Origin of the sequence: Micromonospora sp. NPDC005324, assembly GCF_040607155.1 — a bacterium.
In the GTDB taxonomy this organism is placed as follows: Bacteria; Actinomycetota; Actinomycetes; order Mycobacteriales; family Micromonosporaceae; genus Micromonospora; species Micromonospora trifolii.
This window is the reverse complement of sequence record NZ_JBEXGE010000041.1, coordinates 45,677-68,858: the sequence shown is the minus strand read 5'-3', so window position 1 is coordinate 68,858 and position 23,182 is coordinate 45,677. Positions and strand designations below refer to the sequence as shown.

Annotated in this window: 25 protein-coding genes; 10 read left to right on the top strand and 15 right to left on the bottom strand. The window is 69.8% G+C overall.

All coding sequences use genetic code 11. The annotated features are described in order from the left end of the window. Positions 1–407 precede the first annotated feature (407 nt). Positions 408–2,291 carry a Xaa-Pro dipeptidyl-peptidase gene (locus ABZS40_RS30665; protein WP_354947304.1) on the bottom strand — a complete coding sequence of 628 codons (1,884 nt, stop codon included), beginning with the start codon at positions 2,289–2,291 and terminating at the stop codon, positions 408–410. Positions 2,292–2,559: 268 nt separating this feature from the next. Between ABZS40_RS30665 and ABZS40_RS30660 the strand changes: the two genes are divergently transcribed. The 3 genes from ABZS40_RS30660 (at position 2,560) to ABZS40_RS30650 (ending at position 5,710) form a co-directional block, all read left to right on the top strand. Then, positions 2,560–4,446 (top strand): hypothetical protein, encoded by a 1,887-nt coding sequence (locus tag ABZS40_RS30660; RefSeq protein ID WP_354947302.1) that lies wholly within the window; start codon positions 2,560–2,562, stop codon positions 4,444–4,446. Between the two features lie 128 nt (positions 4,447–4,574). Continuing rightward, positions 4,575–5,222, top strand: coding sequence for a DUF998 domain-containing protein (locus tag ABZS40_RS30655; protein WP_354947300.1), 648 nt, complete (start codon positions 4,575–4,577; stop codon positions 5,220–5,222). 44 nt (positions 5,223–5,266) lie between these two features. Further along, positions 5,267–5,710, top strand: coding sequence for a DUF1801 domain-containing protein (locus ABZS40_RS30650; protein ID WP_354947298.1), 444 nt, complete (start codon positions 5,267–5,269; stop codon positions 5,708–5,710). Between the two features lie 10 nt (positions 5,711–5,720). On the opposite strand, the gene ABZS40_RS30645 is transcribed toward ABZS40_RS30650, so the two are convergent. From ABZS40_RS30645 to ABZS40_RS30635, 3 genes are all read right to left on the bottom strand, one after another. After that, positions 5,721–6,203: a DUF2231 domain-containing protein gene (locus ABZS40_RS30645; protein WP_354947296.1), complete on the bottom strand. Its 483-nt coding sequence runs from the start codon at positions 6,201–6,203 to the stop codon at positions 5,721–5,723. Positions 6,204–6,450: 247 nt separating this feature from the next. Beyond that, positions 6,451–7,494: an SEC-C domain-containing protein gene (locus ABZS40_RS30640; protein WP_354947293.1), complete on the bottom strand. Its 1,044-nt coding sequence runs from the start codon at positions 7,492–7,494 to the stop codon at positions 6,451–6,453. Between the two features lie 80 nt (positions 7,495–7,574). Next, the gene (locus ABZS40_RS30635; protein ID WP_354947291.1) at positions 7,575–8,405 is read right to left on the bottom strand and encodes an NAD(P)H-binding protein; all 831 of its coding nucleotides are present in this window, start codon (positions 8,403–8,405) and stop codon (positions 7,575–7,577) included. A gap of 103 nt (positions 8,406–8,508) precedes the next feature. On the opposite strand from ABZS40_RS30635, the gene ABZS40_RS30630 reads away from it, so the two are divergent. After that, positions 8,509–9,435, top strand: coding sequence for an AraC family transcriptional regulator (locus ABZS40_RS30630; RefSeq protein WP_354947289.1), 927 nt, complete (start codon positions 8,509–8,511; stop codon positions 9,433–9,435). A 134-nt stretch (positions 9,436–9,569) separates the two neighbouring features. Further along, the gene (locus tag ABZS40_RS30625; RefSeq protein ID WP_354947287.1) at positions 9,570–11,639 is read left to right on the top strand and encodes a phosphocholine-specific phospholipase C; all 2,070 of its coding nucleotides are present in this window, start codon (positions 9,570–9,572) and stop codon (positions 11,637–11,639) included. A 200-nt stretch (positions 11,640–11,839) separates the two neighbouring features. On the opposite strand, the gene ABZS40_RS30620 is transcribed toward ABZS40_RS30625, so the two are convergent. Further along, complete coding sequence (locus ABZS40_RS30620; protein WP_354947286.1) at positions 11,840–12,091, bottom strand: hypothetical protein; 252 nt, start codon at positions 12,089–12,091, stop codon at positions 11,840–11,842. Between the two features lie 34 nt (positions 12,092–12,125). After that, positions 12,126–12,962, bottom strand: coding sequence for an aldo/keto reductase (locus ABZS40_RS30615; RefSeq protein ID WP_354947284.1), 837 nt, complete (start codon positions 12,960–12,962; stop codon positions 12,126–12,128). A 340-nt stretch (positions 12,963–13,302) separates the two neighbouring features. Here ABZS40_RS30615 and ABZS40_RS30610 point away from each other — a divergent pair, with 340 nt between their 5' ends. Next, on the top strand, positions 13,303–13,518 hold the full coding sequence (locus ABZS40_RS30610) for a hypothetical protein (protein ID WP_354947282.1): 216 nt from the start codon (positions 13,303–13,305) through the stop codon (positions 13,516–13,518). 169 nt (positions 13,519–13,687) lie between these two features. On the opposite strand, the gene ABZS40_RS30605 is transcribed toward ABZS40_RS30610, so the two are convergent. The 3 genes from ABZS40_RS30605 to ABZS40_RS30595 form a co-directional block, all read right to left on the bottom strand. Continuing rightward, positions 13,688–14,191 (bottom strand): hypothetical protein, encoded by a 504-nt coding sequence (locus ABZS40_RS30605; RefSeq protein ID WP_238676915.1) that lies wholly within the window; start codon positions 14,189–14,191, stop codon positions 13,688–13,690. A gap of 272 nt (positions 14,192–14,463) precedes the next feature. Next, positions 14,464–14,667, bottom strand: a complete 204-nt coding sequence (locus ABZS40_RS30600; protein WP_354947280.1) for a DUF397 domain-containing protein — start codon at positions 14,665–14,667, stop codon at positions 14,464–14,466. Then, the gene (locus ABZS40_RS30595) at positions 14,660–15,547 is read right to left on the bottom strand and encodes a helix-turn-helix transcriptional regulator (RefSeq protein WP_354947308.1); all 888 of its coding nucleotides are present in this window, start codon (positions 15,545–15,547) and stop codon (positions 14,660–14,662) included. The genes ABZS40_RS30600 and ABZS40_RS30595 overlap by 8 nt, the downstream gene beginning before the upstream one ends. A gap of 195 nt (positions 15,548–15,742) precedes the next feature. Here ABZS40_RS30595 and ABZS40_RS30590 point away from each other — a divergent pair, with 195 nt between their 5' ends. Then, positions 15,743–16,045: a DivIVA domain-containing protein gene (locus tag ABZS40_RS30590; protein ID WP_354947279.1), complete on the top strand. Its 303-nt coding sequence runs from the start codon at positions 15,743–15,745 to the stop codon at positions 16,043–16,045. After that, the gene (locus tag ABZS40_RS30585; protein WP_354947277.1) at positions 16,042–16,293 is read left to right on the top strand and encodes a hypothetical protein; all 252 of its coding nucleotides are present in this window, start codon (positions 16,042–16,044) and stop codon (positions 16,291–16,293) included. The genes ABZS40_RS30590 and ABZS40_RS30585 overlap by 4 nt, the downstream gene beginning before the upstream one ends. A 69-nt stretch (positions 16,294–16,362) precedes the next feature. On the opposite strand, the gene ABZS40_RS30580 is transcribed toward ABZS40_RS30585, so the two are convergent. The 4 genes from ABZS40_RS30580 to ABZS40_RS30565 are packed head-to-tail and all read right to left on the bottom strand — an operon-like array spanning position 16,363 to position 18,647. Next, a complete protein-coding gene (locus ABZS40_RS30580) occupies positions 16,363–16,707 on the bottom strand; it encodes a hypothetical protein (protein ID WP_354947275.1) in 345 nt (114 codons plus the stop codon). Next, positions 16,707–17,900 carry a WXG100 family type VII secretion target gene (locus tag ABZS40_RS30575; protein WP_354947273.1) on the bottom strand — a complete coding sequence of 398 codons (1,194 nt, stop codon included), beginning with the start codon at positions 17,898–17,900 and terminating at the stop codon, positions 16,707–16,709. The genes ABZS40_RS30580 and ABZS40_RS30575 overlap by 1 nt, the downstream gene beginning before the upstream one ends. After that, the gene (locus ABZS40_RS30570) at positions 17,897–18,217 is read right to left on the bottom strand and encodes a type VII secretion target (protein ID WP_354947271.1); all 321 of its coding nucleotides are present in this window, start codon (positions 18,215–18,217) and stop codon (positions 17,897–17,899) included. Before ABZS40_RS30570 ends, ABZS40_RS30575 begins: the two co-directional genes overlap by 4 nt. Next, positions 18,204–18,647, bottom strand: coding sequence for a YbaB/EbfC family DNA-binding protein (locus ABZS40_RS30565; RefSeq protein WP_354947269.1), 444 nt, complete (start codon positions 18,645–18,647; stop codon positions 18,204–18,206). Before ABZS40_RS30565 ends, ABZS40_RS30570 begins: the two co-directional genes overlap by 14 nt. 302 nt (positions 18,648–18,949) lie before the next feature. Between ABZS40_RS30565 and ABZS40_RS30560 the strand changes: the two genes are divergently transcribed. Further along, on the top strand, positions 18,950–19,894 hold the full coding sequence (locus tag ABZS40_RS30560; RefSeq protein WP_354947267.1) for a TAXI family TRAP transporter solute-binding subunit: 945 nt from the start codon (positions 18,950–18,952) through the stop codon (positions 19,892–19,894). A gap of 11 nt (positions 19,895–19,905) precedes the next feature. Here the strand turns inward: ABZS40_RS30560 and ABZS40_RS30555 are convergent, their stop codons facing one another. Continuing rightward, positions 19,906–21,324, bottom strand: a complete 1,419-nt coding sequence (locus ABZS40_RS30555; RefSeq protein WP_354947265.1) for a HAMP domain-containing sensor histidine kinase — start codon at positions 21,322–21,324, stop codon at positions 19,906–19,908. Between the two features lie 6 nt (positions 21,325–21,330). Continuing rightward, positions 21,331–22,014 (bottom strand): response regulator transcription factor, encoded by a 684-nt coding sequence (locus ABZS40_RS30550; RefSeq protein ID WP_354947262.1) that lies wholly within the window; start codon positions 22,012–22,014, stop codon positions 21,331–21,333. 145 nt (positions 22,015–22,159) lie between these two features. Here ABZS40_RS30550 and ABZS40_RS30545 point away from each other — a divergent pair, with 145 nt between their 5' ends. Beyond that, the gene (locus ABZS40_RS30545; RefSeq protein WP_354947260.1) at positions 22,160–23,182 is read left to right on the top strand and encodes a tripartite tricarboxylate transporter substrate-binding protein; all 1,023 of its coding nucleotides are present in this window, start codon (positions 22,160–22,162) and stop codon (positions 23,180–23,182) included.

Here is a 23,182-nt window from a genome sequence, read left to right as displayed (position 1 = left end):
CGGGCGTTGCGGGGGATGTAACCGGGGCGGCCTGGCGGATGTTCCCGGCGGCTGCCGCGCCCCACGACCCGAGAGTCGCGGTGGCATGCCAGGTATAACGACCCGGCCCGGCCGCCGATTCCGCCGTCGGGGTGGCCCGGACCACCCGACAGCCGGGGTCAAACCCGACAACCCTCTCACCCCGCCCGACCGGAGAAACGGACACGGCGTACGAGGCGGGATAATCGGCTCAGGTTCATGGAAATCGCGGGGTCCCGGTGCCGGGGATACCGCGACGTCATGAAAGCCGAGTGGATCATGCAGGTCTGCGCCGTTCGCGTGCCCTGAGCGGCGGAACGGGTCCCCGACGTGCGGGTGGGGCAGCCCGAACGCGTCGGACTGCCCCACCCGGGAGTGCGAAGTTGAAATCAGAACCCGAGGACGTTCCGTCCGCCGACAATCGGCAGTCGCAGCTCGCTGTCGTTCGGTGCGACCCGCAGTTCGGTGCCGCCCAACGGCAGCAGTGTGTACTCCTGGTCGCTGGAGAAGACGACCACGCCGATCCGGTGTCCCGCCGGGAAGATGTAGTCCTTCGGCTCCATGGTCCACCGGTAGTCGTACAGCTTGCCCTGCTTGACCGGCTCGCTGCGCGCGGCGCTCTTGCGGTTCTGCGGGTCCATCCACCCTCGCGTCACCACTGTCGGGGCGGCGGTCGACCCGGCCGGGCCGTAGTCGACCAGGTACGCGGTGAGGTTCGCGTCCGGCTTGTTGTCGATGGCCATCCGCAGTCGCATCTCCGGACGCCCGGAGATGCGCACGCTCTGCGTCAGCTCGGGGGAGCGGTAGGCGAGTCGGTTGGCGCTCGCGGTGTCCGGGTTGGACACCAGGGTGTCCGGGTGGATGGTCCGGCCCTCGTCGACGAAGCTCTGCTCGACGGTGGCCTTCGGCGGCTTTCCGGTGGTGAGCGCGCCGGGTGCGGTGGTGTCGGTGGCGGCGAAGCGCAGGCCGACCTCCCGCGCCGCCGGGTCGGGCCAGTTGGCGTACGTGGTGTAGGCGCGGTCCTCGCGCTGGAGCACCGCCGTCGGCTCGTCCATGATGCCGTTGCGCACGTTCCACAGCCAGAAGTCAAACCAGCGGTTCTCGGTCTGCTTGTACGTCCACGTCTGGCCGCTGGGCAGGGTCACCGACGCGCTGCTGCCCGGACCACCGTGGCCGCCCTGGTGCAGCCAGATCTTGCGGGGGACGTCACGCTTGGCGAGCTGGTCCCACCAGCCGGCGAAGTGTTCGGTCTTGACGTTCCAGTCGTTGAGGCCGTGCACGACGAAGACGCTGGCCTTGACGTCGCGGGCGTCGAGGTAGTCGCGGTCGCGCCAGAACGTCGAGTAGTCGCCGGTGGCCCGGTCCTGCTTCGCGGTGATTCCCGCGAGCTCGTCGGCGCACTGCCCTTCCGCGCGGGCCTGCCCGGCGGTGTACTGGGCCAGGATGTCGAGGTCCTCGCCCTGGAACGTCCCGGGAGCTACCACCAGGCCGTTGGCCCGGTAGTAGTCGTACCAGCTGCTGATCGCGGAGACCGGCACGATGGTCTTGAGCCCCTTGACCCCCGTGGTGGCCACCTGGTTGGGCAGCGTTCCGTTGTAGGAGACACCGGTCATGCCGACCGCGCCGGTGGTCCACCCGGCGGTGATCGGGGCGCCGTTCGCGTCGTACCCCTTGGCCCGGCCGTTGAGCCAGTCGATGACCGCCTTGGTGCCGAGGGTCTCGGCCTGGTCCCCGCTGGTCGGGCAGCCGTCCGAGTCGCCGGTGCCGACGCTCTGACCGAGCACCACCGCGTACCCGCGGGGCACGTAGTAGTCGTCCAGTGAGCCGGGCAGGTTGGCCTTCGCCTGGGCGCGTTGTGCGCCGGCGTCGAGCGCGCGTCGCCCGTCGCGGTCGGTCAGGCCGTTCTGCGGCAGGTCGTCGACCAGCACGCTCGGGTACGGTACGTCACCCCAGGTGCCCTTGCGGTACGGGCTGTGTTCGAAGATGACCGGCACCTTGAAGCCGTGAGTGGCGGTCTCCCGGGGGCGGGAGATGTCGATCGCCACCCGGTCAGGTCGACCGTCGTGGTCGGTGTCCACCGGGGTCTGGACGAACACCCGCTCCTCGATCGCGTCGGCGAGCGAGAACACCGGTTGGGTCATGCCGTCGCTGACCACGATGCCGGTGGGCGTGGTGGGCGTGGGCGGAGCGGCAGCCGCGGGTGGGGCTGCGCTGAGGACCAGAGCGCCGGACACGCCGACGCTCAGGAGTGCCAGATGACGGGGTCGACGCATGCGCGTCTCCCTTCGGTTGGGCTGGTTGCCGGGGGTCGGCAGGGGCCAATCTCGAAGATCCATTCGTCGCCATGCTAGGTCCGGTCCGGCGTCCCGTCGATCCCTTCGGGTAGGACGCATCTGTCGTCCACGCCGTCGCTGCCGGATCGGCGGCCGGCAATCGAACCGACATCGAACCGAGCCCGGCCACGAAACAGCGCCGAAATTCTCAGCGCGCGGGCCGGAAAACACCTCGTCGAAGGCCCCCCGAAGATCGTTCCGTCTGCATATGATCTTGCGGAAGTCGCCCGAAGAGGCGGTTTCGTCCACAGCGGCGCCGCCATCTCCTCGCCGGGCTCGGCCGCCAGCCCGGACCAGCGAGACGAAGCTGAGCTGGACCGGTGAGTCGACGGCAGTTCTCGACCTCGACGTGTCGATCGTCAACCACGACGGCCAGCCGGTGCCGCGCGGCGCGGCCTCGCTCTCGACGAGCCGGCTGACGCCCAAGCACGGCACCACCGCCGCGGCGACTCTGCGGGTCAACCGTGCGGCGCTGGCCGCCCGACCGGGCTTCTACCTGGCCACCGTCACCGCCCGTTCCGGCCGCGAGCTGGTCGCGACGACCCCGGTGAGCTTCTCCGTCGAGCAGCCCAGCTACGACCTGACGATCCAGACGAAGCCGCTGCCGGGCCTGAAGGACGGCGCGGAGAGCTGGATCAACCTGATGGTCACCAACCTCATCGACCCGCTGATCTACTACGGCGGCGCGGGCGGCGCACCCGGAGACACCTTCACGCTGCGGGTACCGGCCGGCAGGTGCGCGATCCTCGGCTCGTCCGTCGCCTACTACGTCGACAGTGACGTGCTGGAGACGACGCTCGCCGCCGAGTCCGACCTGGACGTGCGCGGCGCCCGGAGCGTGACGCTCGACCCGGCGCGGGCCAGGCCGGTGACGGCGACTGTCGACGGGGTGCCCACCACGCCCACCCGGACCGATTTCACGAACGTCCAGACCGCGGCGAACGGTCTGTCCTGGTGGCACCAGATCAGCGGGTACGGGACCAGGACGGCGGTCCGCACCACAGCGCTGCCCAAGCCCACCGTCGGCTCCCGGCGCACCTGGGCGGCCGTCAACCTGGACTCGCCGGCCGGCACCGCCAACCCGTACCGCTACAACCTGGTGCACGAGTACGCGGGCGGCGTGCCGGCCGACCCCGCCTTCCGGGTGAACAAGGCCGAGCAGGCCACGCTCGCCCGGATCGACGAGCGGTTCCACCAGACGGATTCGCCGGAGATGTTCACCCAACTGGTCCGTACCGGCATGACCCGCGACGGGGTGGGAGTCACCCAGACCCACGAGGGGAACCTGCCGCCGTACCGGACCGACTACCTCTCGCCCGACATCCTCTGGGCCGACCAGGGCGGCTACGGCGGGCTGGCCGCCGACGAGGCACCCCGCAGCTACCAGCCGGGTAGCCGGCAGACCAAGATCTGGGCGCGTCAGCCCCTGCACTCCGACTGGTACGACGACCCGGCCGGGGCCGAGTGGAGCTGCGCCACCGCGCCGTCGCGGACCCGGGGCAACCTGCACCTCGACCTGGTGTCGCTGACCGACCAGCACCAGCGGGCCGACTGCCTGCAGGGCGAGGCGATCGGCGTGAAGCGCAAGCTGTCGCTGCACCGCAACGGCAAGCTGGTCGACGAGCGGTCAGGCCCGCACGGCGACTTCACCGTCGCGCAGTCGATGGCCGACTACCGGGTGACCCTCGACGTCGACACGAGCCTGATCCTGCCGATCTCGACCACTGTCAACACCTCGTGGACGTTCCGGTCCGCCGGCCCCGACGGGACCGGAAGCGTGCCGTTGCCCCTGCTCGCTGTCGACTACGCCCTACCGATGGACCACAACAACCATTCGGTCGACGGAACGGCCGAGCTGGCCGTCCGGCAGGCGCACGGTGTGAAGACGCAGAGGGTGACCTCGTTCCAGGTCTGGACCTCGACCGACGACGGCGCCACCTGGAAGTCGGCCCGGGTCACCGGCGGCGGCGACAGCTACCGGGTCGCGCTGCCGAAGGCCACCTCCGGGCAGGCCGTGTCGTTGCGGGTGAAGGCCGCCGCCAACGGCGGTAGCGGAATCGACCAGACCATCATCCGGGCGTACCACGCCGGCTGACCGTCGACACTGTGGTGCGGCCCGGCTCCGGCCGGGTCGCACCACAGTTCTTGTGTCACGGTGTCGATCCGGCCCCACCTCGTTCGTCGTGACGGTGAACCGTCACGCCGACAACGAGAGGCACGCCCATGACGTCCGTCGCCGAGACATCGCTGCGCCGAACCCTCCTCCTGCTGGGCTGTGGCACGGTCGCCGGCCTGCTCTTCCCCGTCCTGTCGTTCGGGCAGGCGTTCACCCGATCCGGGTTCGACCTGCGCCGCCACGCGGTCAGCTCACTCACCCTCGGCGACCTCGGCTGGTTGCAGGTCATCGCGTTCGTGGGCACCGGCGTACTGGCCGTCGCCTTCGCGGCGGGCCTGTGGCAGGCGCTGCGACCGGGTCGGGCCGGCACCGTGGTGCCGGTGCTGGTCGGCGTGTACGGGGTGGCGATGGTCGGCGGCGGGATCTTCGTGCCCGATCCCGCGCTCGGCTGGCCACCCGGAGCCCCGGCGGGTCTGCCCGAGCAGGCCAGCACGGGCAGCGTCCTGCACACGGTGTGCGGCGCGGCGGCGTTCCTGTCGCTGATCGCGGCCGGCCTGCTGCTCGCTCGACGGTTCGCCGGCGAGGGGGACCGGAGCTGGGCGCTCTACAGCGCCACCAGCGGTGCCGTCGCGTTCGTGCTCACCGCCCTGCCGTGGAGCGAGGGGAGTGCGAGCATCCGCTTCGCCGTCGCAGCGGTGCTCATCTCGGGGTGGCTCGTGGCGCTGTCCTGGCGAACACGCGACGCGGTTGCCTGACCGCTGGGGCGATTCCCGTCGTAGGCAGGTGACAGCATCACGTCATGGCCACAGCGAAGCAGCCAGCAGCCGTTCCGACCGTGATCAGCGTCGACGACTTCCTGGCCGGTAATCCCGACGAACGCAGACGGGCCGACGCGGGGCGGCTCCGCGCGATCATGGGTGAGCTGACCGGGGAGCCGGCGGTGATGTGGGGCGCGAGCATCGTCGGCTTCGGCAGCTACCACTACACCTACGAGAGCGGGCGTAGTGGCGACGCGCCACTGGTGGGGTTCTCGCCGCGCAAACAGAACCTCGTCCTCTACCTCACCGGCGGAGGTCTCGAGGAGCCCGACGCCGCGCTCCTCGCCCGGCTCGGCCCGCACCGCGAGGGAAAGGGGTGCATCTACCTGAGGCGGCTCGACGACGTCGACGAGGGCGTGCTGCGGCAGCTGATCGAGCGCACCGTCGAGGTGCACAGGGGCGTCGACCGGGCCAGCCGCGGATGAGCCGCCGACGTCACTGGCCCTCCCAGACCGCCTTCGCCCCGGAGTCGCCGGTGCGGAACACGTAATACACCGTGACGGCGGCGGCCACCAGCGACAACACCTGCAACGCGGGGGTCAGCAGTCGGGGGCGCGCACCCTCGGCGGGTCGCGGCGGGACGAGCCGGACCAGCGCCAGGGCCACCACCCCCAACCCGATGCTGGCGTAGAGCGTGATGTCGCCGAACTCCTGGTGCGCCTCCAGCTTCGGCAGGAAATCGGGGGTGACCCGGTTGGCGGAGCGCATCCGCTCGAGGAAAGCGTCGCCGGAGAGCTTCGTCAGCAGGGCGGCGACCGGCGCACCCACGGCGAGCAGCCCCAGCACCCACCGGGTGTGCGGCCGGATCGGCGGGACGAACGCGTAGCCGACAGTCAGCAGGGCCAGCAACGGCACGAACACGACCGCGGCGTGCAGCAGCAGAGGGTGGGCCGGGATGCCCATGAACTCCTCGAACATCGGCGTCTCCTCCGGTGACATCGGCCTGGACGTTGATCGTCCACACGGGGACGCTATCGGTACCACGCGGACGTGTCATCCCCGTCGATCGCTGACCTGTCGCACCGCAATGCGGACTCAGGTCGCCGCTGCGCGTACGCCGAGGCCGACCAGGATCACCCCGGTCAGCCGATCGAGCAGTCGTCGCACCCGATGCGGCGCGCTACTCCGGGTCAGGTCGGCCGCCGCAGCGCGACAGCCGCCGCGGTCAGCTCCGGGAGCGCGGCAGGCAGTCCTTCTTGTACTTGAGGCCCGAACCACACCAGCAGGCGTCGTTGCGCTCCGGCGGCCAGGCGATCCGTGCGCTGGGCCGCGCCGACACCTCGGCCGCGTAGCCGGCCCGGACCGCCACGTCGGCCGGATCGCCGTCACGTCGACCGGCGAACGCGGTCAACCCGGCCACTGTCGCGCCGAACACGCCCAACCCGGCCTGGCCGGCACCCCGCAGCCGAACCAACTCCGTCTCCAACCGACCCCGGTGCGCGTCCCAGTCCGGCCCGTACACCTCGGTGAGGGTGGGATGCTCGGCGAGCAGGCGATCGAACTCGGCCCGCGGCCAGAAGAGCAGATCGGACTCGGCGTCCCGACGCTCACCGGCCCGACGCACGAGCTGGGTCTCCAACCGGTCCGCCAGGTCGTCCTGCCGGTCGTGCGGCAGGTTCAGATTCCGGCGTACCCGATGCCGTTGTTGCAACAGGAAGAAGGCGACACCGGGCGCGTCCGGCGGGCCGAGATCGACCACCGGGTCGACAGCGGTGCTGGCCGGCCCGGACGCGGCGGTCGCGCGCTCGTTGAGCAGAGTGTCGACAGCCTCGCTCAGCCACGTCTCGGCGGTCGCCGAACGCCCGCCGGCGTCCAGCGCGGCACTGACGTAGGCGGGCGCGTCGGGCTGCACGAGCAGCAACGGGCGCAACGCCGTCAACTCCGCCATCGCCTCGTCGTCGCGCCCACCGGCCCGGAACAGCGCGCGGGCCCGCAACGCCCGGGCGAACCCGGCCCGAGGGTCATCGCCGGACGGGTACGCCTCCAGGGCCTGCTCCGCGTAGCGCAGCGCGGCCTCGGGCCGGGCCCGGATCTCGGCGATCTCGGCGGCCAGCGTCAGCGCGTCCCCGGCGTCGTCCGGGTCCTCCAGCCGGCCCTGCTCGACGGCCTCCGCGAGGTCGGCGGCGACACCGAGCGGATCGGCAGTTCCGAGCGCCGAGCGGCGACGTTCGGCGAGGTCGGCCTTGGTGAGTATCTCTCTCGTCGACACGATCTCACGGTACGTCGGGGTGCTCACGGTATGCGGGCAGATCACCTGTTACGCCGCTCTCATGCCGCCCGGCGGGTGGACTACGACCAGGCGCCAGCCGCCGCAGCCTGGGCGGCGTAGCTGTCGAAGTCGAGCGGGTCCCGTCCGAGAACCCGCCGTACCCCGTCGGTCGGCTCGGCGAGATGACCCGCCCGCATTCCGGCGAAGAGAGCGTTCAGCGCCGTGGCCGTCTCCGCCGGATAACCCTCGGCGAGCAGTTCGGCGTGGTACTGCTCCGGGGTGAGCTCCACGTAGCGGATCGAACGGCCGGTCACCCGGGCGATCGTCGCCACCGCCGCGGCGAAGGTGAGCGCACGCGGACCGGACAGGTCGTACACCTGTTCGTGGTGACCGGGCGACGTCAACAGCGTCGCGGCCACGTCGGCGACGTCCTGGGCGTCGACGAACGGCTCCGGCGTGGCACCCATCGGCAGGGCCAGCCGACCGTCGAGCAGTGGTTGGCGCCACAGGTCCTCGCTGAAGTTCTGACTGAAGTTGTTCGGCCGGATGATCGTCCACTCGATGCCGGATTCCCGCACCGCCTCCTCAGCGGAGAGCATGCCGGGGGAGAAGTCACCGACCCGGTCGACCCCCCGGCCGGAGAGCGCCACGAACCGGCCGACACCCGAGTCGACCGCCTGGGTCACGAAGTCGGTGGCCAGCGCCGGGTCCTCCGGAGCGAGCAGGTAGACCGCAGAGGCGCCCGCCAGGGCCGGCCGCCAGGTGTCCCGCCGCGACCAGTCGAACCGCACCTCACCGGAGCGAGAGGCGGCCCGGACGTGCTGGCCCGTCGCCCGCAGCGTCCGTACCAGCCGGCGACCGGTCTTGCCGGTCCCGGCCATCACGAGTATCGAAGGTGCGTCAGTCGTCATGACCACGAGTCAACGCGCCCGGCCGAGGGCGGGACATGTCCTGTCGTACCCCAGGCATGTCCGATCGTCCGCGGTCCATCCTCCGCGATCTATCGTCGGTGACATGGACCCGTTCGACAATCTGCTGCGCGGTTTGCACGCCGACGGCGCGGCCTTCGGCCGGTCGGTGCTGACGCCGCCGTGGGCGCTGCGGTTCACCGACGGCGCCCCGCTGACACTCTGTGTCCCGATGCGGGGCGAGGGCTGGATCTCCCACCCCGAGAGCGACAAGCCTCGCCTGGTCCGGGTCGGTGAGGCGGCCACCGTGCGCGGGCCGGCGCCGTTCGTCTTCTCCGCCGAGCCCCGGTCGAGCTTCGAGCCTGGGGAACTGCGGGACGTCCGGCGTGGCCAGACCGGGGTGGTCGACCCGGTCGGCGCGGACCACACCGAGCGCCTCGTGCTGTTGGTCGGGGTGTACCACGTCCGGGGTCGGGTGCCGCAGCGGCTGCTGGGCGCGCTGCCGCCGGTGCTCGTCGTGCCGGAAGACCAGGACTGCGCCGCGCTGCGCGACTACCTGGACGCCCAGCTCGACGCGGGTCGGCCCGGACGCCAGGTCGTGCTGGACCGCCTCCTGGACTGGTTGTTGGTGTGCACGGTGCGGGACTGGTTCGACCAGCCGGAGGCCGAGGCACCCGGCTGGTACCGCGCGTTGAGCGACGACACTGTCGGCCCGGTGCTGCGCGCCATGCACGACGCGCCGGGCCGTCCGTGGACCCTGGCCAGCCTGGCCGCGCAGGCCGGGGTCTCCCGGTCGACACTGGCCAAACGGTTCACCGCGCTGGTGGGCGAACCACCGCTCACCTACCTGACCGACTGGCGCATGACAGTGGCCGCCGACATGCTGGCCGAATCGACAGCGACGGTCGCCGCCGTGGCGCGCCACCTCGGGTACGCGGACGCGTTCGGCTTCAGCGCGGCCTTCAAACGCGTGCACGGCATGAGCCCGAGTGGGCATCGACGGCTCACCCGGGTCGACGCCACAGCGGCGTGACCGGTGCTCATCAAGGGCCCAGAGCCGGTCGACGAATGGTCGCAAAACCAACGAACTACTGTCATCTGCCGTCAACCCGTCGTCGGTAGCGTCCGGTCGCCAGTTACCCGACCAGGTCGCACAAAGGCGGAGTTATGGGCACTGTGGATCGCCGTACGTTCCTCAAGGCGATGGGAGTTCCCGCGATCGGCGCGGCGCTCCCGTTGGACCTCACCAAGGCGCTCGCCATCCCGGCTAACAACCGGACCGGGACGATCAAGGACGTCGAGCACGTCATCATCCTGATGCAGGAGAACCGCTCCTTCGACCACTACTTCGGCACTCTGCGCGGCGTACGCGGCTTCGGTGACCCCCATCCGGCGACGCTGCCGTCCGGCAAGGACGTGTGGCACCAGCCCAACGGAACCGACGAGCTGCTGCCCTTCCGCCCCGAAGTGAAGGATCTCGGCCAGACCTTCCTGCCGGACCCGCCGCACGGTTGGAACGACGGGCACGCCGCCTGGAACGACGGCCGCTTCGACAAGTGGGTGCCGAACAAGGGCGTCACGGCGATGACCTACCACACCCGCCAGGACCTGCCGTACCACTACGCGCTCGCCGACGCGTTCACCGTCTGCGACAGCTACCACTGTTCGCTGATGGGCCCGACCGACCCGAACCGTTACCACATGTGGAGCGGCTGGGTCGGCAACGACGGCAAGGGCGGCGGCCCGGTCATCACCAACGCCGAGGCCGGCTACGACTGGTCTACGTACCCGGAGCGGCTGGAGCGCAACGGCATCTCCTGGAAGATCTACCAGGACGTCGGCACCGGCCTCAACGCCGCCGGCTCCTGGGGCTGGACGAACGACCCGTACATCGGCAACTACGGCGACAACTCGCTGCTCTACTTCCACCAGTACCAGAACGCGCAGCCCGGAACGCCGCTGGCCGACAGGGCCAAGACCGGCACGGAGGTCAGGACCCAGGGCCGCGACCCGGAGGCGCTGCTGGCCGACTTTCGCGCCGACGTCGAGGCGGGACGCCTGCCGGAGGTCTCCTGGATCACCGCGCCCGAGGCGTACACCGAGCACCCGAACTGGGAGCCGGCGTACGGCTCCTGGTACATCTCCCAGGTCATCGACATCCTCGCGTCGAACCCCCAGGTGTGGAGCAAGATGGCGCTCTTCATCACCTACGACGAGGAGGGCGGCTTCTTCGACCACGTGGTCCCGCCGACGCCCCCGCAGACCCGTGAGCACGGGCAGTCGACGGTGCCGACCACCAACGAGATCTTCCCCGGCGACGCCGACCACCCGGCCGGGCCGTACGGCCTCGGCATCCGCGTGCCGATGGTCATCGTCTCGCCGTGGACCCGCGGCGGCTACGTGAACTCGCAGGTCTTCGACCACACCTCACTGATCAAGTTCCTGGAGGCGCGGTTCGGGCACGGCCGGCCGGACCTGATCGAGAAGAACATCACCCCATGGCGGCGGGCCGTCGTCGGCGACCTGACCACGGCCTTCGACTTCCGGCACCCGAACCGTTCGCGTGACGTCAGGTTGCCCGACACCGACGACTTCAAGCCCGAGGAACTGGTTCGACACCCCGACGAGGTGCCGGTGCCGCCGGCGGACCAGCGGCTGCCGAAGCAGGAGCACGGCGTACGCCCGGCGCGGCCGATCCCGTACACCCTGCACGCCGACGGGCACCGCGGCGACGAGTCGTTCCGGATCGACTTCCGCAACTCCGGCGGGGTCGCTGCGGTCTTCCAGGTCCGCCAGGCCGGCAGCGCGGACGCCCCGCGCAGCTACACGGTCGAGCCGGGCAAGCACCTGACCGACACCTGGCCGGTCACCTCCGGGTACGACCTGTCCGTGCACGGGCCGAACGGGTTCTTCCGCCGGTTCACCGACGGTCGATCCGACCTCGACGTCACCCCCGCCTACGACGAGCACGGCTACAAGCTGGCCCTCACGCTCACCAACCGCGGGTCGAAGCGGGTCGAGGTGACCGTCCGGGACGGGTACAACGCCCGACCGGCCAAGCTGTCGCTGCGCCCTGGTGAGGCCGAGCGCGCCACGTGGGCGCTCGCCCGCACCCACGGCTGGTACGACCTGACGGTCCACGTCGCCGGTGACGCCGACTTCGCGTACCGCTGCTCGGGTCATGTCGAGAACGGCAATGACAGCATCAGCGACCCGGCCCTCGGCGGGCTCGTCTAAGCGACACCGCGTCACCCGGGCCGCCGTCGGCCCGGGTGACGCGGCTCGTGGTCGCGATCGGCGGCGGATGTGCGGATGAGCATGATGACTCACAGGCATATCGATGCCGGACAGTCATCACGCTCGTCACGGCGTCCGCACGTCGGCTCGGTCAGAACTCCTCGCACACCGCTGGGTCCCGGTTAAACGGTGCCGGCCGATCACGGCACGCGCCCGAGATACGCGAGCATCGCCTCGCGGCTTCCAGGCAGGCCGTACTCACCGACGAGCATCACCACGTCGCCGCTGACGGTGGGCGGCCGGTCGAGCAACGCGTCGAAGGCGCGGTCCTCGTGCTGCGGGGCCGAGCTGCCGCAGGGCCAGGCCCGGGTAACCGCCGCGATCACCGTCGAGGAACGGCACCGGAGCACCCGGCGCCGATCGGCCAACCACCGAACGTCCGGCGCCCGCACGCTCGGATCGGAGTGCGTCAGCGGGCCGGGCCCGTCAGAACTCCTCGTACACCGCCGGGTCCTGGTCCGCGAGCCGCCCGTCCGGGCGGCCCAGCGCGGTGATTGCCTCGACCTGCGCGTCGGTGAGCTTGATGCCGAAGACGTCAAGGTTTTCGGCCTGCCGCTGCGGGGAGGCGGCCTTGGGCAGCGGAATCACCTGACGGGCCATGTGCCAGGCGAGGATCGTCTGCGCCGGGCTGACGCCGTGCGCGGTCGCGATCTCCACGACCACGGGGTGCTCCTGCAGGTCGTTGCCACGGCCGAGCGGGCTCCAACCCTGCACCAGGATGCCGTGCTCCCGGTGGTAGTCGAGCGCCTCCTGCTGCGGAAAGTACGGGTGCACCTCGATCTGGTTGACCACCGGGGCGACCCCGGTCTCGGCCACCAGCCGCTCGATGTGCTCGGGCAGGAAGTTGGAGAGCCCGATGTGCCGAACCAGCCCGCGCTCACGCGCCTCGATCAGCGCCCGCCACGCCTGCACGTACAGGTCTACCTTCGGGTTCGGCCAGTGGATCAGGTACAGGTCGACCCGGTCGAGACCGGTGCGGAACACACTCTCCTCGATGGTGGTCAGCGCCTCGTCGTAGCGGTGGTGCCGCCCCGGCAGCTTCGAGGTGACGATCACCTCGTCCCGCACGTCTCCGGCCGAACGGGCGGCCCGGCCGACCGCGCCCTCGTTCTCGTAGTTCACCGCCGAGTCGATCAACCGGTAGCCCGCCCGGATCGCCTGACCGATCGCGTCGACACCCGCCGAGCCGTTCAGCCGGTACGTGCCGAGCCCGATCGCCGGCAGGGTCGTGCCGTCGGCTGCCGTCAGCTGGGGAATCGCCATGGTTGATCTGCCTTCCGTCGACCGTGACTGGACCCTACCCGCACGGATTGGGCTGCCGAGACCAACCGGTCGATCAGCTCAGGTGGTCGTCCGTTGCCGCCTCGTGGACCGTCTCGACGAGCCGGCATGGTTCGGCCCCCTGACTGGCCCTGAAACAGTGGACGAGGGCTGGGTTAGGAGGCCGCGGTGGAGATGGTCGAGCAGCTTGTTTCCCGGGCTGATGCCGCCTACCAGCGGTGGTTGGCGTCGGTCGCCGACGACGTCGTCGCCGACCTACCTCATGATCGGCCAAGAAGGCGATCGGGGATTCCGGCTCAGGTGCGACGGTGGCGTAGGCCCGGTGTTCTGGGCCGACCTGGGCGGTCTCGGCAAAGTCGACCTCGCTGTTGTTGCCCCCGTGTTCGAGGTGTGGCTGCGGTCCGGTTTCGCACTTCCCCCCGGCCCGCAGCCGAACCTGCCGCCAACCGCCGACGTCCATGTGGACAAGGTTCCGGTCGATGCAGTGCAGCTGCCGGCACGGGCGAGGAAGCTGCTGGGTGTGGATGGAAGCCGGTGACGTGACACGAGAGCAGCTGCGACTATCGACGCACCGCACGAGACCGGAACTCGGACTGTTCGAAGAATCTGGAGTGTTCATCTCGTGCGAATGCGCCAACTCGATGCGGAAATATCGAAGCGCTGAAAGAAATCGCCGTACGGATTGAATGGCTAGGGACACTCGCCGGTCACAACGAGACGATAACCGGCTGGACCTGGACATTCTTGGTCAGCTGCTGCGGCGAGGGGATCGGTGTGCTGATGTTGACAGACGTGTTGTAGCCGTAGATGACGACCCCGTCGAGGTGGTTCGCGCCCGGCCAGTTCGACTCCAGGCGGACCGCCATCTGAGTAGGGAAGTTGGTCACCTCTTCCGCGCACGACCGGATCAGAACGACGCTCGGAGTGGCGGTCAGGTGAGTGGCCAGCATCCTGGCCAGCTTCTTGTAGGTCCAGCCCCAGTCCTTGGCGCCGGCCTCGGCGTCACCGATCTCCTCGTCGTTGCCGTGCGCGCGAATGCACAGCGGCTCGCCCGCCTGCACCCCGGCCAGGTAGGTGGCCAACTGTCGATCCGCCTCGGCCTGCGTGAGCCCGGCGTCGATGGGCAGGAGGGCACCCCAGGCAGCCGCTCCCGAATCGGGCCCTGCAGATTGGCCTCGGGTATTCGGATCCTGCGTCGCCACGATGAACATGACATTCTCCTTCGGGGTAGTCGCGTGTTTCAGAAGAACCGCCGAAGGCAGATTAGCGCGGTCGTCGAAGAATGGTCCTGTCAGCTATCCGGCTCAAATGGACCCTGTCGTTGGTCGGACAATTGTTGACCGCTGTCAATAAGGCGGGCTTGTTTGACGTCAGTCATCGACGTGCAACTCCCGGACGCGCAATTGGCGTACGGTCGATGTGGATGACGCTGCGCCGACCGCATGGGTCGGGCCGCTGTCCTCGTGCCGACGCGAAGCGGACCTCAGCTGACACGTCCTCCATGTTTGGCAGCCGCGATGAAGTCGGTCCAGGCCCGGGCGGTGAAGGTGAGCACCGGTCCCGTGGAGTCCTTCGAGTCGCGGACGGCGACAACCTCGGTGAGTTTCGTGGCGACCTCGACGCAGTCGCCGCCGTTGTCGCCGCTGCGGGTGCTCTTGCGCCAGACGGCGCCGGTCAGGTCAGTCATGCCGCATCTCCCCAGCGATCCTCTTGATCATGTCCTTCGATTCTGCCTCGCCGAGGGTCAGACCATCCAGCCCTCTCCAGACGCGCTCGTAGGCCGCCAACTCGTCGGGCTTGTCGAGGTAGAGCGCCCCGGTCAACGATTCGCTGTAGACCACCGACGGTTCCGGAGCGGCGCGACCGCCCTTGGTTTGCGGAAAGTCGAGGATCACAAACGACCCCGCAACTGCGCCGGGCTGCGGTCCGGCCGCCAGTGGCAACACCCTAACGCTGACGTTCGGCAGCTCGGACAGCTTGGTCAAGTGGTCGAGCTGCGCGGTCATGACCATCGGCCCGCCGACGCCACGGCGGAGGACCGCCTCAGACAGCACGGACTCCAGCCTGGGAGCAGTCGGCAGTCGCCGGAAGAGCAACGCCTGCCGTTGGAGTCGGACCTCAACCGCCCGCTCGCGATCTTCCTCGCTCAGCATCCCGCCAAGGCGATAGAGCGCGTGAGCGTACTCCTTGGTCTGAAGAATCCCCGGGATGAGCGACTCGTCGTAACGACGGAGGCGGGAGGCGGCGGATTCCAGGCCCACGTACAGCTCGAACCAGTTCGGCACCGCATCGCCGTACGCGTGCCACCAGCCCTTCGACTTCGTCTCCACGGCCAGCCCGCGCATCGCCTCGGTCATCTCGGGCGACACCCCGTACAGCTCGCACATTGCCTTGACGTCGAGGACCCGCACCGAGCCCTGGCCGCATTCGAGGCGCCAGATCTTCTGTCGGCTGTATTCGAGGGCTTCGGCGGCGGCGTCGAGTGTCACTCCGGCCTCGTTGCGGAACTGCCGCAGCAGCCGGCCGAGTTGCCGGCGCGGCACGGTCGATCCGATGTCTTCGGGCATCCGCACACTCCCTGGTTCCGTCACGCAACACTGCGTGACCTGCTCCTGCAACTCGTACGGGTTTCAGCAAAGAAAGTCAATGCACAACAGGGAAATTGCGGTATTGAACGTTGCGTTTCCGCTGCGGACTGTCGCAGGCTGGTCACAGCACGCGGCCGGGCCGGGCAGGGCAATCGACCAGGAAGGCGGACGGACATGACCGCTCGTAACCAGCGACCATCCACGGAGGGCGGTGGCGCGACCTACCGCTCCGCCGCGTACACCAGTCTGTTGCCGTGGCAGGTGCGTGAGCGCCGCTTCCCGCCGGTCGGGTTCGGGCGTCGCGGTCTGAACCCCGACGACGTGTACGCCTTTCTCGACCGGGTCGCCGTCGACATGGCCGCCGTCTACGCCGCCCTCGCCGAGAGCCGCCGCGAGACCGCCCGGATCAAGGCCGGGCTGCGTCGCTGGCAGACCGACCAGGCCCGCGCCCGCAACGAGCGGGGTCAGGCCCGATGAGCCAGCGGTACGTCATCCACCTACCTGTGGTCGCCACTGATCTGCCCGCCGCGCAACGCCTGGCCCGGGTCATCGGCCGGTGGATGCTGGTGCTGCTGATGACCGACCCGGGGGAGAGCACCGTCTCCGAAGAGGACCATCAGCTCGTCCGGCACCGGGTCTTCTGTGACCTGCGAATGCCAGCCGGCCGGCGTTGCCTGCTTCGCGACGGCCACGACGGCGCCTGCTCCCGCCGCCTACGCCGTTGACGTGCAGAACATTGAGGGATGCTCGATTTACGGCGACTCTTTAGAGTTGGTAGCCCCACCAGCGCGACATCATTGACTACCCGGGTCACTCGATTCCGGGAACCCGGCTGAGTAGGTCGCGTTCACCAGCTCCTGAAGATGCTGGATGGCGTCGATCTTGTGCTCGGTCTCCGGCAGATGTTGCTCGCCCGCCATCACCAGTCCGTTGCGCCAGTGGCTGACGATCTCCTGCTGTGCTGCGTCGGACAACTCGTCGATCCAAAACGAGCCGAGGTTGTTGTCGACGATCTCCTGCAGGTGGTTGGCGGTCTGCCGGTCTGAGAGGCGGGAGATCAGGAACTCGAGCGTCCAGTCGAACAGCCCTCCGGTTGCGGTCCAGTCAACGCCGGGTTTCAGCACGATGAGGCTAGCCATTATTTCCCCACGATAAATACTCGCGGACCGAGGCTCCGGTCCGTAAGGAACTGCTCGATACGGGCCACCTGTTCCGGGTTGAACTGCGCGACGTCCACCGGCACCAGGTCTGCTTTGTCTAAATGTCGCTCAATCTGATACTGCAGTTGCGGCCACTGACGGTCAAAGAACTGGGCCGGAAAGTTCCCCACCGCATCGTAGGTCCGTCCGGCCTCGTCGACCCAGTCGGCAGAGGAGTCTGCCGGAGCGCGCTGCAGCCTTACGCCCAATTCCTGCTCCAAACGGACCGCCGTCTCCGCCTCGCCCGGACGAAACCTCCCGGTGGCCGGATCCATGCCAAGATCGTGGACTCGTTGCTGCTCCGTCATCGCATGACCTGGGGTCTCGCGAGGCGGCTCAGGCTCTGGCGTGTTCCGGCTCGGTGGCGACTCACCTTTCAGGAGTCGCCCCAGCGCCTGCTTGAGTTTCTCGATGAGGTCGCCGAGCCGGCGCATCTCCGGAATGAGCCGCCGCAGGCTGGCCAGCAGTCCTCGCAACAACCGCGCGATCCGCGCCCCCCACGACGCCACCAGCGTCGTGACCTGCTCCACGACCAGCGGTGCGGCCAGTCCGCCGGTGATGAGGAGTTCGCCCGCGTACACGATGATGCGGGACACGCAGGCCGCGATGGCGTCGCGGACCAGGAGCCGGACGGCGGCCACCAGGCCGGCGGCGCCCTCGGTGATCGCGGCCATGGTGTCGGCGCCCTGGGCGAGGCCGGTGATGGACTGTTGCTGTTCGGCGGCCCAGGCCCGGTAGGCGGGGCCGGCGCTGCCGCCCCAGCCGGCGACGTCCGTGCGGACGGCGCGAGCCAGTTCGGCGGCGTCGTCGCGGAGCGACCCGGCGACGTTGCGCCAGGTCTGCGCGTGTGCGGTGATCTGCGCCGGGTCTCCGGCGAGCCAGTCCAGCGCCTCACTGAGCGGCTTGACGTGTTCAATGAGCCAGGCGATCCCGTACTGGAGCAGGGCGCCGACCGGGTCGGAGACTAAGGCGAGGGCGTCCAGGCTCGCGCTCACGACGCCGAGGCTGCCGTCGATCCAACTGCCGGTGCGGACGCCCTGGGCGATGAGTTCGATGTCCTCGCAGATCCACACGCCCGCCCAGGCGCTGGGTGGGGTGTCCGCAGCGGCGGCGACGAGCGGGTTGGCCGTCACCTGTGCCGCCGCACCCCGTCGAGCAGCTGCTTGGCGTGGGCGTCGGACTCTCGGTACCGGTCCGCTCCGACCCGCAGCTTGCCGGCGGTGTCCCGTACCGATGCGGCGGCGGCGCCGATGCCCTCGACCAGGGTCCGCTGGAGGCCGTCGAGCAGCACCGGCATCATCGCGCAGAGCTGCCCGTAGGCGTCGGCACCCAACCGGACGCGCTGGCCTGCCTGCTGGGCGGTCTCGAGGCTGCTGGCACAGCGCTCGAGGCGCGCGGCGTGGGCGGTCAGGTCGTCCGGGTCGACCTGGATGCCGTCACCGGCGGGCATCGTTTGGATCCGGGTCGGGAAGAAGCCGGCTGCGGTACGAGTCGATGATGGCCTGGGCGCTCACGTCGTCGCCCAACGACTCCGTGGCTGCGTCGCTGACCTGTCGGAGCAGGTCGGCGCGCGCGGCAGTGGTGGTCTCCAGGATCTGCCGAGCGGTGTGCGAGGCGGGTTGTTGCCGGATGCGCTCGTCGAGCCGGAGGTCGATCAGCAGGCCGGCCGAGTCGACGGTGACCTCGACAGTCCGATCGGGGTTGCGGGCGGTGCCGGTCAGATCCCGCATCGTCGCCGGCAGGGTCTTCGCTCGTTCTGCCCGCTCGGCGAGCGATGATTCCCACTCGTCGAGCCGGCGCTCCGCCGCGTCGAGCGCAGCGTCGTCCGCCCACACGTCGACCCTCCCCAGGGGACCACTGCCGACGGCAACCGGCGACATCACCGGCACGCTACCAATCGGTGGCGCTGCGTGCATGCCCCCCAGTGTGAATGCCAAGAACGTCACGCTAGGCGGAGCAGGCGGTCTGTCAACCCGCGCCGCCTCGCCGATCATGGAGTTGTGGTGGGCGACAAAGCGCCCGTTACGGTGCTAGACCGGGCACCACAACTCCATGATCGACCAATTCAGGCCGCGATCTTGCACTTACTGTCGCCGCAAATGACGCATAGCACCGCGCATCGACGACCGAAAGTGCAAGATCGACGCAATGGGCCGCGAGCATCCGTCCGTATCATTTCGGCATGGCGCGGTTCAGTCGGCGGGCGGTGTTGCTGGCCGGCAGTGGGCTGCTCGTCGGTTGTTCGCGGCAGCATGAGGCGGACCCGGTCCACCTGCGACTGGCTACCGGGCCGGCGGGGGCGGTCTACCGGCGGATCGGTGGGGCGTTGGCCGAGCACATCTCCGAGCAGGTGCCGGGTGTCACGGTGACCACCGTGCCGAGCGGGGCGTCCACCGACAACATCCGGATGCTGCGGGCTGGCGAGGTGCACCTGGGGCTGACCAGCCTGGACGCGCTGATCACCAGCGACGGCAGCGCGCCCGGGGGGCTGTCGGCGATCTGCCGGCTCTACGACAGCCATCTGCATCTCGTGGTCATGGCCGGTTCGGCGATCGGCGAGTTTCGGGACCTTGCGGGCAAACGCGTATCCCTCGGTGCCCACGACTCCGGCACGGAGTTCACGTCGTTGCGGGTCTTGAAGCTCGGCCCGCTCAAAGCCGACGGCTGGAACCTCAGCCAGGCCGGGTCGGCGGGGGCGCTGCGCGACGGCACGATCGACGCGATGTTCTCCCTGACCGGCGTCCCGACGCCCGCGATCACCGAGTTGGCGCAGCGGCACCCGATCCGGTTGATTCCGTTGGACGCGCAGGCGGACGGGCTCTTCACGGCGTACCCGGGTCCCTACGCCCCGGCGATGATCCACGCGGCTGCCTACGCCGGGGTCCCGGCCACCCGGACCGTCGCCGTACCGAACGTGCTGCTCGCGCGCGACGACCTGCCTGACGATCTGGTCTACGCCATCACCGACACGGTCTTCCGGCACACCGGGTCGATCACCTCCGCTGGCCGCGACGACGCCGAGGCCCTTCCGGAGGCGTGGCAGATCAACGTGCGTACCGGAATCTCCACCGCGTCGGTCCCGCTCCACCCGGGTGCGGCGGCCTGGTTCCGCGACCGCAAACGCTGACCCGGCGGTTGTCAGACCGGCGTCGACGCGGGCGCGACCGGCAACACCACCACCGCGGCGAGCCCGTGCCCGGAGCCGTCCGGACGCGGCAGGCCCTCCTCCAGCCGCAGCTCACCGCCGGCCGCCCCGATGAGGTCGGCGCAGATCGCCAGACCCAGGCCGGTCCCGGGAACGTTCTGGTGCCGAGGTGAGCGCCAGAACCGTTGCAACGCCTGGGCCCGTTCGGGCACGTCGATGCCCTGGCCGTCGTCCCGGACGGCGATAGCGACCGCCGCACCAGCGGAGACAACCCGCGCAGCCACCTCCACGGCCTGCGCGCCGGACAGCCGTAACGCGTTGCTGATCAGCTCGTCCAGGATGCTGCCCAGGCCGCCCGGTGGCTCCAGCAACCGAAACCCCGGCGGTACCTCGACTGCCAGGGTCTGCCCGGCCGTGGCAGTCAGGGCCCGCCACCGGTCCACCCGGGTGGCCAGCACCTCGTCGAGGTCCACCGGCGACGCCGTCCGCAGGCTCTCCATCCGTGCGCTGGCCTGGAGCGAGTTCAGCATCCGCTGCATCGCCTTCAGCTCGTCGACGGCGACGTCGTACACCTGCTGCCCGTCGCCCTCGGGCCGCAGGTGTGGTGCGAGGCTCTCCACCGCGAGCCTCAGGCTGGTCAGCGGGTTGCGCAACTGGTGTGACGCGTCGGAGACGAAAGCGCGCTGCCGCTGGGCGGCGTTCTCGACGGCGTCCATCATGGTGTTGAACGACAGCGCCAGCCGCCGCAGCTCGATGGGGCCGGCCTCGGCGTCGGCGCGGATGGTCAGGTCACCCTCGGAGATCCGCGAGGTCGCCGCATCGAGTTTCCGCACCGGCCGTAGGACCCACGCCGACACCGGCCAGGCGACGGCCGTCAGCGCGAGCAACGGCAACAGCCCGAGCCCGGCCAGCCGGGCCCAGCGTACGAGGATGAGCTCGCGCGTCCGGGACAGGTCGGAGATGGTCACGACGGCGCCGACGACCTCACTGTCCCGGCCGACCGGTTCCGCCACGACGAGTGCGGAGTCGTCCCACGGCGCCCACTCCCAGGACGGTTCGGAGCGCGCGCCGGCAAGTGCCGCGGTCACGATCCGGGGCAACGTCGCCTCGGCGCGCGCCGCCGTCCGGTACGCGTCGGCCGGGCCGAGCAGCACAGCGCCCGACGTGTCGATCAGCGCGACCGGGATTCCGTAGAGCTCGTGGTACCGCGTCAGCTCCTGCTGTAACGCCTCGGTGCGGCCGGTCGACAGCGCGGTTTCGGCCAGCGAGGCGAACCGGCCGACGTCGTTGAGCCGGTTGACGTACGTCTCCTGCATCTCCCGTTCGGCCACTGTGATGCTGAGCGGCACCCCGAGCGCTGCGACGAGCAGCACCGCGAGGGGGACCAGGACGACGAGCAGCCGGCGGTGCACGGCCTGTCAGCCGATCAGCTCCGGCTGGTCGGCCAGCAGCCGATAGCCGACGCCGTGGACGGTCCGGATGACCACGTCCGGCCCCAGCTTGTGCCGCAGCGCCGCGATGTGGGTGTCCAGTGTGCGGCTCGACGACTCCCAGGACGCGCCCCAGATCTGGTCGAGGATGACGTCGCGGCTGACCACGTTGGGCGCTCGCCGGGCCAGGAGCAGGAGCAGCTCGAACTCCTTGCGGGTCAACGGCACGAGCCCGCCGTCGACGGTGACCTCGCGGGTGCCGACGCCGATCCGCATCGGGCCGAGGACGAGCGGCTCGTCGGTCTGGCCGAGGGCACGAGCGGCCCGGGTGCGCCGCAGGACGGCGTCGATCCGGGCGAGCAACTCGGGGACGCCGAACGGCTTGACGATGTAGTCGTCGGCGCCGGCGCGCAGGCCACGGACCCGCTCGTGCTCCTCGGATCGCGCTGTCACTGCGATGACGGCGGTCTGCGGGTGGTCGCGCAACTTGCGGATCACGTCGAGCCCGTCGCCGTCGGGGAGACCCAGGTCGACGAGGACCACGTCGGACGGCGCGGCGCGCTCGGCCTCCGCGGCGGTGGCGACGCGGTGAACCTCGAAGCCCGCCTGGGTCAGGACGGTCACCAGACCCCGCGCCACGCGGTCGTCATCCTCGATGACGGTTATCCGCATACCGGCGAATTGTACGGGCCGGACCGGTGCTCGTGCCGGCCCGGGTTCTTGGGATTTTTCTGACACCATCCGGGCCCCGACCAGCCCAGACTGGGGGCCACTGACGTGCTGAGAGATGTCCATGCGTTGATGGGGAGGTCGCCGTATGCGAACGACCAGCAGATACCGGGCCACCGCGCGGATGATCGCCGCGATCGGTGTCGTCTCGCTCGCCGCCGCCTGTTCCGGCAACGGGGGTGCCAGCGGTGGCGGCGACGCCGAGAGTTACCCGGACGAGAACATCACGATCGTCGTGCCGTTCAGCGCGGGCGGCCCGACGGACACCGTCACCCGGATGATCGCCGAGCCGATGGCCGCGAAGCTCGGTGGCAAGATCGTCGTCCAGAATGTCGAGGGTGCCGGCGGCACTGTCGGCGCCGGCGACGTCGCGCGGGCCAAGCCGGACGGTTACACGGTGCTCATGCACCACATCGGCATGTCGACGGCGCCCGCCCTCTACAAGAGCCTGGGCTACAAGCCCCTGGAGGACTTCGAGACGGTCGGGCTCGTCACCGAGGTGCCGATGACGATCGTCGCCCGTAAGGACTTCGCGCCCGCGACCCTCCAGGACCTCGTGACCCACGTGAAGGCGAACGCCAACAAGGTCACGCTCGCCAACGCCGGCATCGGCGCCGCGTCGCACCTGTGCGGTCTGCTGTTCCAGAGCACCACCGGTGTGAAGCTCCAGGAGGTCCCGTACCAGGGCACCGGTCCCGCGCTGACCGACCTCGTCGGCGGCCAGGTCGACTTCATGTGCGACCAGACGACAAACACCAGCGGCCAGATCGCCGCGGGAAAGGTGAAGGCGTACGCGGTCACCACGCCCGAGCGGGTGAAGAGCCTTCCCGACCTGCCCACCACCACCGAGGCCGGGCTGCCGCAACTGAAGGTCAGCGTGTGGCACGGTCTCTACGTGCCGGCCGACACCCCGCCGGAGATCGTGCAGAAGCTGTCCGAGGCGTTGAAGGTGGCACTGGCCGACCAGGGAGTCATCGACCAGATGGCCAAGCTGGGCACCGCGCCGGTTTCGGCCCAGGACGCGACTCCGGACGCGCACCGGGCGAAGCTCGACGAGCAGCTCGGCACCTGGGCGAAGATCATTGCCGACTCCGGGGTCAAGGTCTCCTGA

What these genes read in the sequence shown, in the direction of transcription:
- ABZS40_RS30665 (WP_354947304.1), bottom strand. Translation starts at nt 2,291, where the DNA reads ATGCGTCGACCCCGTCATCTGGCACTCCTGAGCGTCGGCGTGTCCGGC.
- ABZS40_RS30660 (WP_354947302.1), top strand. Translation starts at nt 2,560, where the DNA reads ATGATCTTGCGGAAGTCGCCCGAAGAGGCGGTTTCGTCCACAGCGGCG.
- ABZS40_RS30655 (WP_354947300.1), top strand. Translation starts at nt 4,575, where the DNA reads ATGACGTCCGTCGCCGAGACATCGCTGCGCCGAACCCTCCTCCTGCTG.
- ABZS40_RS30650 (WP_354947298.1), top strand. Translation starts at nt 5,267, where the DNA reads ATGGCCACAGCGAAGCAGCCAGCAGCCGTTCCGACCGTGATCAGCGTC.
- ABZS40_RS30645 (WP_354947296.1), bottom strand. Translation starts at nt 6,203, where the DNA reads ATGTTCGAGGAGTTCATGGGCATCCCGGCCCACCCTCTGCTGCTGCAC.
- ABZS40_RS30635 (WP_354947291.1), bottom strand. Translation starts at nt 8,405, where the DNA reads ATGACGACTGACGCACCTTCGATACTCGTGATGGCCGGGACCGGCAAG.
- ABZS40_RS30630 (WP_354947289.1), top strand. Translation starts at nt 8,509, where the DNA reads ATGGACCCGTTCGACAATCTGCTGCGCGGTTTGCACGCCGACGGCGCG.
- ABZS40_RS30625 (WP_354947287.1), top strand. Translation starts at nt 9,570, where the DNA reads ATGGGCACTGTGGATCGCCGTACGTTCCTCAAGGCGATGGGAGTTCCC.
- ABZS40_RS30615 (WP_354947284.1), bottom strand. Translation starts at nt 12,962, where the DNA reads ATGGCGATTCCCCAGCTGACGGCAGCCGACGGCACGACCCTGCCGGCG.
- ABZS40_RS30605 (WP_238676915.1), bottom strand. Translation starts at nt 14,191, where the DNA reads ATGTTCATCGTGGCGACGCAGGATCCGAATACCCGAGGCCAATCTGCA.
- ABZS40_RS30600 (WP_354947280.1), bottom strand. Translation starts at nt 14,667, where the DNA reads ATGACTGACCTGACCGGCGCCGTCTGGCGCAAGAGCACCCGCAGCGGC.
- ABZS40_RS30595 (WP_354947308.1), bottom strand. Translation starts at nt 15,547, where the DNA reads ATGCCCGAAGACATCGGATCGACCGTGCCGCGCCGGCAACTCGGCCGG.
- ABZS40_RS30590 (WP_354947279.1), top strand. Translation starts at nt 15,743, where the DNA reads ATGACCGCTCGTAACCAGCGACCATCCACGGAGGGCGGTGGCGCGACC.
- ABZS40_RS30585 (WP_354947277.1), top strand. Translation starts at nt 16,042, where the DNA reads ATGAGCCAGCGGTACGTCATCCACCTACCTGTGGTCGCCACTGATCTG.
- ABZS40_RS30580 (WP_354947275.1), bottom strand. Translation starts at nt 16,707, where the DNA reads ATGGCTAGCCTCATCGTGCTGAAACCCGGCGTTGACTGGACCGCAACC.
- ABZS40_RS30570 (WP_354947271.1), bottom strand. Translation starts at nt 18,217, where the DNA reads ATGCCCGCCGGTGACGGCATCCAGGTCGACCCGGACGACCTGACCGCC.
- ABZS40_RS30565 (WP_354947269.1), bottom strand. Translation starts at nt 18,647, where the DNA reads ATGTCGCCGGTTGCCGTCGGCAGTGGTCCCCTGGGGAGGGTCGACGTG.
- ABZS40_RS30560 (WP_354947267.1), top strand. Translation starts at nt 18,950, where the DNA reads ATGGCGCGGTTCAGTCGGCGGGCGGTGTTGCTGGCCGGCAGTGGGCTG.
- ABZS40_RS30550 (WP_354947262.1), bottom strand. Translation starts at nt 22,014, where the DNA reads ATGCGGATAACCGTCATCGAGGATGACGACCGCGTGGCGCGGGGTCTG.
- ABZS40_RS30545 (WP_354947260.1), top strand. Translation starts at nt 22,160, where the DNA reads ATGCGAACGACCAGCAGATACCGGGCCACCGCGCGGATGATCGCCGCG.